At 72.1% G+C, this 9,783-nt stretch carries 9 protein-coding genes; 3 read left to right on the forward strand and 6 right to left on the reverse strand.

Annotated elements, in window-relative coordinates:
- The 3 genes from OZN99_RS18005 to OZN99_RS18015 all read left to right on the forward strand — a co-directional run.
- Positions 1–242 (forward strand): hypothetical protein (locus tag OZN99_RS18005; protein ID WP_270936647.1); only part of this gene is annotated, 242 nt, incomplete at its 5' end.
- Complete coding sequence (locus OZN99_RS18010; RefSeq protein ID WP_270936648.1) at positions 239–1,282, forward strand: ABC transporter substrate-binding protein; 1,044 nt, start codon at positions 239–241, stop codon at positions 1,280–1,282. The genes OZN99_RS18005 and OZN99_RS18010, both read left to right, overlap by 4 nt.
- Before the next feature lie 22 nt (positions 1,283–1,304).
- Positions 1,305–3,005, forward strand: a complete 1,701-nt coding sequence (locus OZN99_RS18015; protein ID WP_270936649.1) for an ABC transporter permease subunit — start codon at positions 1,305–1,307, stop codon at positions 3,003–3,005.
- A gap of 1 nt (position 3,006) precedes the next feature.
- Here the strand turns inward: OZN99_RS18015 and OZN99_RS18020 are convergent, their stop codons facing one another.
- The 6 genes from OZN99_RS18020 to OZN99_RS18045 form a co-directional block, all read right to left on the reverse strand.
- Positions 3,007–4,038, reverse strand: coding sequence for an L-idonate 5-dehydrogenase (locus OZN99_RS18020; RefSeq protein WP_270936650.1), 1,032 nt, complete (start codon positions 4,036–4,038; stop codon positions 3,007–3,009).
- Entirely contained in the window at positions 4,035–4,976 is a 942-nt protein-coding gene (locus OZN99_RS18025; protein WP_270936651.1) for a 2-hydroxyacid dehydrogenase, read from the reverse strand. Before OZN99_RS18025 ends, OZN99_RS18020 begins: the two co-directional genes overlap by 4 nt.
- A complete protein-coding gene (gene denD / locus OZN99_RS18030) occupies positions 4,973–5,953 on the reverse strand; it encodes a D-erythronate dehydrogenase (RefSeq protein WP_270936652.1) in 981 nt (326 codons plus the stop codon). Before denD ends, OZN99_RS18025 begins: the two co-directional genes overlap by 4 nt.
- 87 nt (positions 5,954–6,040) lie before the next feature.
- The gene (locus OZN99_RS18035) at positions 6,041–6,964 is read right to left on the reverse strand and encodes a manganese catalase family protein (protein WP_270936653.1); all 924 of its coding nucleotides are present in this window, start codon (positions 6,962–6,964) and stop codon (positions 6,041–6,043) included.
- 85 nt (positions 6,965–7,049) lie between these two features.
- Entirely contained in the window at positions 7,050–8,471 is a 1,422-nt protein-coding gene (locus tag OZN99_RS18040; protein WP_456299886.1) for a homospermidine synthase, read from the reverse strand.
- A 31-nt stretch (positions 8,472–8,502) separates the two neighbouring features.
- A complete protein-coding gene (locus OZN99_RS18045) occupies positions 8,503–9,711 on the reverse strand; it encodes a type III PLP-dependent enzyme domain-containing protein (RefSeq protein WP_270936654.1) in 1,209 nt (402 codons plus the stop codon).
- Positions 9,712–9,783: the final 72 nt, after the last annotated feature.

Consider the following 9,783-nt stretch of genomic DNA (forward strand, 5'->3'; position numbering starts at 1 on the left):
TGCTGCTGCCGCCCGGCACGGCCTGCGTGCTGCCCCTGGCCGCGCCCGCCACGGTGACTGGCGCCACGCGGCTCGACGACGCCGTGCATTACGAGGTCGCGCTCGGGCCGCACCGGCTGCGCGTCCGCCGCCCGACCACCGAGGCCGCCTTCCCGCCCGGCGCGCCGGTGCTGCTTGCCGCACCCGCCGCGGCGATGAGCTGGATCGAGGATTTCGAGGCCCCCCGAGGAGAAGCCGCATGACTTTTCGCACCACGCGCCGCACGTTGCTCGGCGGCGCGGCCCTCGCCCTTCCCGCGATCTGGGGCCGCGACGCCGTCGCGCAGATCCGCCGCGGCGACGAGTTGACCGTTGGCGTCTGGGGCGGCGCGCAGGAGCGCATCGTGCGCGAATTCTGCGCCACCCCGCTGGAGCGGCAGCACGGCGTGCGCATCAACTTCGTGCTCGGCGGCACCACGGAACGGCGTGCGCGTGCCTATGCCGAGCGTGGCCGTCCCTCCTTCGACGTCATCTACCTCAACATCTTCGAGAGCCGGCAGGCCGTGCGCGACCAGGTGACGCAGGCGCCGAACGCCAACGTGCCGAACTTCGCCAACCTCTATCCGCTGGCGCGGCTCGGCGGCTACGGCGTGGCCTTCAACCCGGTGACCGTGGTCTATGACCGTCGCATGGTCGCCGCGCCGATGACGTCGTGGAAGGATTTCTGGCGCGAGGACCTGCGCGGAAAGGTGATCCTGCCCGCCGAGCTCGGCGCGCAGGGATCGGCCACGCTGCTGATGGCCGCCAAGGTCTGGGGTGGCAGCGAGACGGACATCGACCCCGGATTCCGCAAGCTGGCCGAGCTGAAGCCTATCCGCGCCTTCCAGAGCAGCCAGGACCAGCTCTACGGCATGTTCGACAACCAGGTGGGCGCCGCGAGCGTGGAGTTCGGCAGCTTCACCCGCACCTATGCCGAGAGCCGCAATCCCAACGTGATCATCGCCGACCCGAGCGAAGGCCAGGTGGTGGCGATGAACGTCGCCTGCATCACCGCCGGCACGCGCAACCAGGCGCTGGCCGAGGCCTGGGTGAACCTGCATCTCTCGCCGGAGTGCCAGCGCGCCTATGCCGAGCGCATCTACTACAGCCCGACCATCCGCAACCTGGAGCTGCCCGCCGACCTGTCCGCCAAGCTGATCATGGGCGAGGAGCAGGTGCGCCGCCTGGTCGATTTCGACTGGGATGTGGTCACGCGCAACCTGCAGCGCTGGACCGGGCGCTGGACGCGCGAGATCACGGGTTGAGGACGCAGCGCGGCGCCTGACGATGGGCAGGACCGGCGGGGGCCTTCTGGCCCTGCCCTTCGGGATCTGGCTGCTGGCCGCCTTCGCCGCGCCGATGGGCGCGGTGGCGCTGCTCTCCGTGCAGGAGAGCAGCGAGATGTTCGCACCGCTCTCCCTGGTGCCCTCGGGCGCGCAGTATGCGGAGCTGTTCGGCGACCCGTTCTTCATGCGGGTCTTCGTCAACACGCTGCTGCTGGGCGCGGCCGTCGCGGCCTGCTGCGCGGTGCTGGGCTATCCGCTGGCGCTGTGGCTGACGCGGCTGCCGCCGCGCTGGAAGCCGATCGGCTTCGCCATCGTGCTGGTGCCGCTGCTGACCAACGTGGTGGTGCGCTCGCTCGGCATCATCCTGCTGCTGGCGCCGCGCGGCGTGCTGGGCGCCATCGCCGATGCGGTCGGCCTGCCGCGGCCGGAGCTGCTGTTCACCTGGTTCGCCGTGGGCCTGGCGCTGACGCAGGTCTTCCTGCCCTTCATGGTCCTGGCGCTGTACGACGTGCTCGAGGGCCAGGAGAAGCGGCTGGAGGAGGCCGCGGCGGGTCTCGGCGCCGGCCCGGCGACGCGCTTCTGGCGCGTGACGCTGCCGCTCTCGCTGCCCGGGCTGCGGGCGGGCCTGATCATCACCTTCCTGCTCGCCTCGGAGTCCTACGTCTCCGCCGCGCTGGTCGGCGGGCGCAAGGTGCTGGTGAGCGGCATGCTGGTGGTGAAGGAAGGCGTCGAGGTCCTGAACTACCCTTTGGCGGCGGCGCTGGCCATGCTGATGCTGGCGGCCGGGGTGCTTGCCACCTTCCTGATCGGCCGCGTCGTGGCGCTGCTGACGCCCTGGATCGCCGGCCGTGCCCCGCGGGTCACGCTGCGCCTGCCGCCCGCCCCGCGCCGCGCGCTGGTGGCGGTGGCGGAGGCGCTGGCGCCCGTCGTCTCCAGCCTGCTGCTGACGCTGGCGGTGCTGCTGCTGGTCTTCCCGCTGCTGCTGGTCGCGGTCGCCAGCGTGAACGACAGCCCGCAGGCGACCGTCGCGCAGTTCCTCGGCTTCACCTGGCGCTGGTACGCGATGGTGCTGCAGAACGAGCGCTACCTGTCGGACGCATGGACCAGCCTGCAGCTGGCGCTCGCCTGCGTTGCCGTCTCGCTGGCGATCAGCCTGCCGGCCGCCTTCGCGCTGGTGCGCGGCGCCTTCCGCGGCCGGGAAGCGCTGGGCGCGCTCTACATGCTGCCGCTGGCCCTGCCCGGCATCGCGATCGGGCTCGGCATGCTGCGCCTGCTGCAATGGTTCGTCGCGCTGCCCCCCTTCCTCGGCATCCTGGCGGTGCATGTGGTGCTGGTCGCACCCTTCATGCTGGCGCTGCTGCGCGCGTCCGTCGCGCAGCTCGACCGCAGCCTGGAAGAGGCTGCCGGCGGGCTCGGCGCGCAGCCCGTGCGGGTGTTCCGCCGCGTCATCCTGCCGCAGCTCGGCCCCGGGATCGCGGTGGCCTGCGTCATCGGCTTCCTGATCTCCTTCGGCGAGGTGACCGTCACAGCCTTCCTCACCACCGCGCGGCTGCAGACGCTGCCGGTGCGGATCTACGCGGAAGCGAGCTTCAGCCTGGAGAACACGGTCAACGCCATCAGCACGATCCTCATCCTGCTGACGGTGGCGCTGCTGCTGCTGGTCAACCGGCTGATGCCGCTGGACCGGGTGTGGCGCCGATAGGTCAGAAGGCCAGCTGCACCTTCATCGCGCGCGTCCGGTCGCCAGCCAGGTCGAAGGCGCGCACGGCCTCCGCCGCCGGCACCACCTCCGACAGCAGGGGCGACGGGTCGAGCCGGCCGCTCGCCAGCACCTCCACGGCGTTGCCGAACTCCGCATGGAAGCGGAAGCTGCCGCGCAACGCGATCTCGCGCGCCACGACGGCGCTGAGCGGCAGCGCGGCGTCGCCGCCCACGCCGACCTGGACGATGGTGCCGCCCGGCCGCATCACGGCCAGCGCACCCACCAGCGCCGCGCCGCTGCCGGAAGCCTCGAAGGCCACGTCGAAGTGGCCCTTCCCCGCCGCGTAGGGCGCCAGCGCATCCGGGTCGTCGCGCAGCGCATGGGTGCGGTCCGCGCCCATCGCCCGCGCCACGGCGAGCGGCGCCGCAACGAGGTCGGTGACCACCACCTCCCGCGCGCCGCCAAGCCGCGCCACCGCGGCGCAGAGCACGCCGATCGGCCCGGAGCCTGTCACCAGCACGCGGGCGCCGAGCAGCGGGCCGGCCTGCGCGCCCGCATGCAGGCAGACGCTCAGCGGCTCGGCGAAGGCGGCGCGCTCCACGGCAAGGCCGGCCGGCAGCTTCACCGCCCGCGCCGCTTCGCAGGTGTAGCGACTGCGGAAGGCGCCCTGCACATGCGGCATGCGCATCGCGCTGCCCAGGAAGCGCATGTCCAGGCAATGGATCGGGCGCCCGGCCAAGCATTGCGCGCAGGTGCCGCAGGGCAGGCTGGGATTCACCGCCACCGCGTCGCCCGGCGTCACATGCGTGACGCCGGCCCCGACCGCGTCCACAACGCCCGCCACCTCGTGCCCCAGCACCATGGGCTGGCGGACGCGCACCGTGCCGAAGCCGCCGGCGTGGTAGTAGTGCAGGTCGGATCCGCAGATGCCGCCGCGCTGGATGCGAATGCGCACCTCGCCCGGGCCCGGATCGGGCGCCTCGTGCGGCTCGACACGCAGGTCGTGCGCGGCGTGGATGACGACGGCGGTCATGCGACGGGCGTCGGCAGAGGGCGACCATCCATCTGCGCCTCCAGGTTCTCGCGCATCAGGCGGCCCATGTCCTTGCGCGTCTCCACCGTGCCGGAGGCCGCGTGCGGCTGCAGGACGACGTGGTCGAAGGTGGCGAATTCCGGGTCGATCGCCGGCTCGTTGAGGAAGACGTCGAGGCCGGCCGCGGCGATCCGCCTGTCGCGGAGCGCCGCCAGCAGCGCCGCCTCGTCCACCACGGTGCCGCGGCTGACGTTGCAGAAGATGGCGCCCGGCTTGAGGGCGTCGATCGCCGCCTTGTCCACCAGCCCCTTGGTCGCCGCACCGCCGGCGGCCGAGACCATGAGGACATCGACATGCGGCGCCAGCGCGGCGGGCGTGGGATACCAGTCGTAGGGCACGTCCTTCCTCTGCCGCGCGCTGTAGCCGATGGGCATGCGGAACGCCTCTGCCCGTCGCGCGATGGCGCTGCCGATCCGCCCAAGCCCGACGATGCCGAGCCGCTTGCCCCAGACGCGGGTGGTCAGCGGGAAGCTGCCCTTGGCCGTCCAGGACCCGTCGCGCACCCAGGCATCCGCCGCGGGCATGCGGCGGGCCGCGGCCAGCAGCAGCCCGATGGCCATGTCGGCCACCTCCTCGGTCAGCACGTCGGGCGTGTTGGTCACGCGGATGCCGCGCGCCTTTGCGGCTGCGACGTCGATCGCGTCGTAGCCCACGCCGTAGCAGGCGATGAGCTCCACCTTCGGCAGCGCATCCATCAGCGCCGCGTCGGCGCCTATTTCGCCCTTCGTCGAGATGGCACGGATGGTGTCGCGGCCGCGCGCCAGCATCGCGGCCTTGTCCTCGGCGGCGTAGTAGAGATGCAGGTCGAAGCGCTCGGTCAGCGCCTCCAGGTCCCAGGCCGGCAGCTCGCCGACGACCAGCAGGCCTGGCTTGCTCATGCCACCTTCCCCCCGAGCTCGTCCTCGACATGCACACGGATGATCTCGTCGAAGGTCGTCTCCGCCGTGAAGCCCAGGCTCTCGGCACGCTTCGCGTCGAAGCGGCGCGGCCAACCCGCGACGATGCGGCCGATGGTCTCATCCGGCTCGCGCCGGATCAGCGCCACCGCCTTCTCCCCAGCCACCCGGCGCAGCGCTTCGATCTGCTCGGCGACCGTGGCAGCGAGACCGGGCATGGTCAGGTTGCGCCGCGCGCCCAGCGGGGCGGTGTCCAGCGTCGCGGCGTGCAGCAGGAAGCCCACCGCAGCGCGCGGGCTGGCATGCCAGTGCATCACGGTATCGGGTACCGGCAGCACCGCCGGCTGGCCGACCAGCGGCTCCCGCAGGATGGAGGAGAAGAAGCCGCTGGCCGCCTTGTTCGGCGCGCCGGGACGGATGCAGATGGTCGGCAGCCGGATCCCCACGCCGTCGAAGATGCCGCGGCGGGAGTAGTCGGCCAGCAGCAGCTCGCCGATCGCCTTCTGCGTCCCGTAGCTCGTCAGCGGCGTGGTGAAGAACTCGTCGCCGATCGCATCCGGGAAGGGCGCGCCGAAGACGGCGATGGAGGAGGTGAAGACGACGCGCGGCGCATAGGGCTGCTTCATCCCCTCGGCCCGGATCGCCTCGAACAGCAGCCGCGTGCCGTCCAGGTTGATGCGGTAGCCCTTGTCGAAATCCGCCTCCGCCTCGCCGGAGACGATGGCCGCCAGGTGGAAGACGATGTCGGGCCTGCCGGCCAGCATCCTCGCCGCCTCGCCGGGGGCCGAGAGGTCGGCGGCCCAGGCGCGCCCGCCGAAGCCGGCGGGCATCTGCGGCGCCACCACGTCCACCAGGCTCAGCGTGTCCACCTTGCGCCCGCCGATGCCGCCCTCCGCGACGATGCGGGCAACGAGCTTGCGGCCGACCATGCCGGCCGCACCGATGACGAGGACATGCATGCGACGACCCTCCCGCGAATGGCGGGACCCTAGGCGGGAACGCCGGTTCACGGAAGGGCGGGCGGGCCGTGCCCGCCCCTCCGGGCCTCAGCCCATCGCCTTGGTCAGGCGCTCCGCCACCTCGAACATCTCCTCCGGCGCGTAGTCCGGCGTGAAGGCCGAGGCGACGCCCGTCAGGTCGTGGATCTTGCCGCCGTCCGGCATGCCATGCACCACCTCGAGCTCGCCCGGCGGATCGCCCGGCAGCGCCGTCTCGCCGCCACCCCAGACCCCCGCGATCTCGCGGTAGTCGTTCGGGCTGAAGGTGTAGAGACGGCGATGCGAACCCGCCTCCAGGAACTTGCGGCATTCCGGGATCTTCGCCAGCGGGATGTTCGGCGTCGGCAGCACCTTGGTGATGTCGGCGCCCGTCAGCTGCTTGATCGCCAGCGCATAGGCATGCGCGTGGACGGAGCCGCGCACCAGCAGGTAGCCGCAGACCTCGCGGCCGGTGGGGTCCTTCAGGCTCTCGTACACCCGCAGCTTGTGCAACCGCGCGCCGCATTCCAGGTGGAAGTTGTGCAGCAGGTCCACCACCACGTTGCCGGTGGTCGTGACGAAGTCGCGGTTCCACGACGCGCCGTTGCTGTCCACCGGCATCGCGCCGCCGCCATTGGAATAGAAGGCGGCCGCGAGCCGGATGTCCTGCATCGCGGCGAAGGGCGCGCCGGAGATGTCGGCCCCGCCCTCCTCGTTCGACTCGTCGTCCGGGCCGTTCGCCAGCATCGCCACGCCGTTGCTGACGAGCTCGACATGGCCGAGCTCCTCCGCGGTGATGCTGGCGACGATGGAGTAGAACGGCCGCAGCTTCGACTTCGAGCGGAAGTTGAAGCTCTGGAACATGTAGTTGCCGAGCGTGGACATCTCGCCGTACTTGCCGCCCAGCAGCTCCTGCAGGGCAGCGGCTGCGTTCGGGTCCTGCTTCTTCGGCGCAGGCAGTTCGACCTGCAGCTTGTCGACGCGCAGGAACATGGGGTCACCTCCGGGGGTTGGACCCGGCGTGCCGGGCCCACCCTGAACGGAGGCGCCCCCCCAGGGTTCGCTCCGCCGCGCCGATTCACGCCACGCGGATGTTGCGGAACTGCCAGGGATCGTCGCGGTCCAGCTCCTCGGGGAACAGGACGCCGCGGCCCTGCAGCGGAGTCCAGCCGGAATAGACGCCGACGACCTCGCCCAGATAGGGCCGGCAGATCTCCAGGATGCGGGCGTGGTCGATCTCGTCGCTCTCCACCACGCCGCGCCGCGGGTTCTCGATGGCCCAGACCACGCCGGCCAGCACCGCGGCGGTCACCTGCAGCGAGGTGGCGTTGTTGTGCGGCACCAGGCGCCGCGCCTGATCGATCGTCAGGCGGGAGCCGTACCAATAGGCGCCCTTCGCATGGCCCAGCAGCAGCACGCCGAGCTCGTCCATGCCGGAGACGATCTCGTCGGTCATGAGCCGCTTCTCCGGCTGCAGCTCCCAGTTCCGGCCGGCGAGCTCGTGGATGGAGAGCACCGCGTCGTCGCAGGGATGGTAGGCATAGTGCACCGTCGGCCGGTAGCGCACCGCGCCGCCGGCATCGCGCAGCGTGTAGTAGTCGGCCAGCGAGATGCTTTCGTTGTGGGTGATCAGGAAGCCGTGGAACGGCCCGGCCAGCGGCGTCCAGGTGCGGACGCGCGTGGAGGCGCCTGGGCGCATCAGGTAGATCGCGGCGTCGCAGCCGAAGCCGTGGCGGTGGCCGTCCGGCGGCAGCGCCTTCTCATGCGTGCCCCAGCCCAGCTCGGCGGGCTGGCAGCCCTCTCCCACGAAGCCATCCACCGACCAGGTGTTCACGAACTCGCCGGGGCGCTTGGGATGCGCGGCCACCTGCGTGTCGCGCTCCGCGATGTGGATCGCCTTGATGCCCAGGCCTTCCGCGATCGCCGCCCAGGCGCCGCGATCCGATGCCGGCGGCGGCGCGGCAACCGGCGCCCCGGTGTCGCGCGCGATGTCCAGCAGCGCCTGCTTCACGAAGTGGCTGACCAGGCCGGGATTGGCGCCATGTGCGGTGACCGAGGTCGGGCCGCCCCGCGCCATGTCGCGCAGCGCCACCGCTTCCTCCCGCATCGCGTAGTTCGACCGCTGCGAGGGCGTCAGCGCCGGGTCGGTGTAGCCGCCGGCCCAGGGTTCCACCACGGTGTCGAGATACAGCACGTCCAGCTCCTGGCAGAGCCGCATCAGCGCCACAGAGGCGACGTCGACCGAGAGGTTCAGCAGGAAGTCGCCGCGGCCCAGCCGCGGCACCAGCACGTCGCGCATGTTGTCGCGCGTCACCGCCTGCTCGACGAAGGCGATTCCGTACTCGGCCGCCACCTCGCGCCCGCGCGGCTCGGCCGTGACGATGGTGATGCGCTCGCGCGGGATGTCCAGGTGCCGCAGCAGCAGGGGCAGCACGCCCTGGCCGATCGAACCGAAGCCCAGCATCACCAGGCGGCCGCCGAAGGCGACAGGATTCATCATCGTTCTCCGTCTCGCGGGTCGGCGGCCGCGCTCAGGCGGCCGCCGCTATGCCATAGCCCGGCGTTTCGAGCAGCGGGGCGTCCGCCACCTCGACGATCGCGGCCCGGTCGAAGCCGTTGAAGGCGGTGCGCAGCGCCGCGCCATAGGCGCCAAGCTGTCCCACCTCGATCCAGTCGCCCTCCCGCGCATCCGCCGGCAGCAGGAACGGACCCTTCATGTGGTCCGCGCTGTCGCAGGTGGGGCCGAAGAAGGCGAAGGGCGCCAGCGTCGCGTCACTCGCCCGCAGCAGACGTGCCGGGAAGCGGAACCCCGGCGCCCCCGCATCCGACAGCGCGCCATAGACGCCGTCGTTCACGAAGAGCGTGTCGCCGCGGCGGTGCTGCACCTGCACGACCACCGAGGTGCCGCCCGCGACCAGCGCGCGGCCCGGTTCCGCCCAGAGCGCGAGGCCCGACAGACCGTGCTCCGCCACCGCCGCGGCGATGGCCGCGGTGAAGGCGCCGAGCGGCGGCGGCACGACATCCGGATAGGCCACCGGATAGCCGCCGCCCACGTCGAGCAGGTCCACCCGCACGCCGGCGTCGCGGATCACTCCCGCCGCCAGCGCGACGGCGCGCGCATAGGCCGCCGGCTCCAGGCACTGGGAGCCGACATGAAAGCTGACGCCGAGCTGCGCGGCATGCGGCCGTGCGGCGCGCAGCAGCGCCGCGGCCTCGGCCGGCGATGCGCCGAACTTGCCCGACAGGTCATACACCGCACCGCCCTTCGGCAGCGCAAGCCGCACGACGAGGCCCAATTCGCCGGCACGGCCGGTTTCCTCCAGCACCTTCGCCAGCTCCTCCGCGCTGTCCAGCACGAAGTCGCGCACGCCGTGGCGCTGCCAGGCCTCGCGGATCGCGCTGCGCGGCTTCACCGGATGCATGAAGTGGATCGCCACATCCTCGAACATGCTGCGCACCAGCCGCACCTCGCCGATCGAGGCGCAGTCGAAGTGCCGCACGCCGCCGCGCCACAGCGCGCGCAGCACGGCGGGCTCCGGGTTGCACTTCACGGCGTAGAGCGTCTCGCCCGGGAAGGCGGCCAGGAAGGCGCGCGCGGCGCCCTCGACCGCGGCGGGCCGCAGGCAGTGCACCGGCTCCTCCGGACGCAGGCGCGCAACCAGCGCGTCCACGCGGCGGGGCAGCGGGTCATGGACACGGCGCGGCGGGCTGGCCGCGCCGCGGAAGCGGAGGTCGGTCATGGCGGTGTTCCGAAGCGCAGGCGTTGCAGGGACACGCCCGCCGCCGCGCCACGACCGGCAGGACCGGCGGGC

The sequence above is a fragment of the Falsiroseomonas oryzae genome (assembly GCF_027856955.1).
In the GTDB taxonomy this organism is placed as follows: domain Bacteria; phylum Pseudomonadota; class Alphaproteobacteria; order Acetobacterales; family Acetobacteraceae; genus Falsiroseomonas; species Falsiroseomonas oryzae.